Raw genomic sequence first — 232 nt, forward strand, 5'->3', positions numbered from 1 at the left:
TATAACGCATCCAGGTCAGCGTACAGCCCACTTCAAAAGCACGGGAAATGGCAATTGACTTGCCTTGCTCCAGGGTTTCCAGTTGCGCCAGCTCCTCACTGTGCTGCTCCACCAGATCAGCAAAACGTAGCAGAATACGTTCACGCTCTGCGGGTAATCGCCCGGCCCAACGAAGCGGATGTAGATAACGCAGTCATGTCTGCCTGGCGGGCCTTTGTCTCGCGTCGCTGCG

Annotated in this window: 1 pseudogene; it reads right to left on the reverse strand. The window is 56.5% G+C overall.

Going from position 1 to position 232, the window contains the following annotated elements:
• Positions 1-172: pseudogene (locus AC0L3J_RS38470) on the reverse strand (aldehyde dehydrogenase family protein); the annotation flags it as partial.
• Between the last annotated feature and the right edge of the window lie 60 nt (positions 173-232).

This window comes from Bradyrhizobium sp. Kon37 (genome assembly GCF_055807535.1).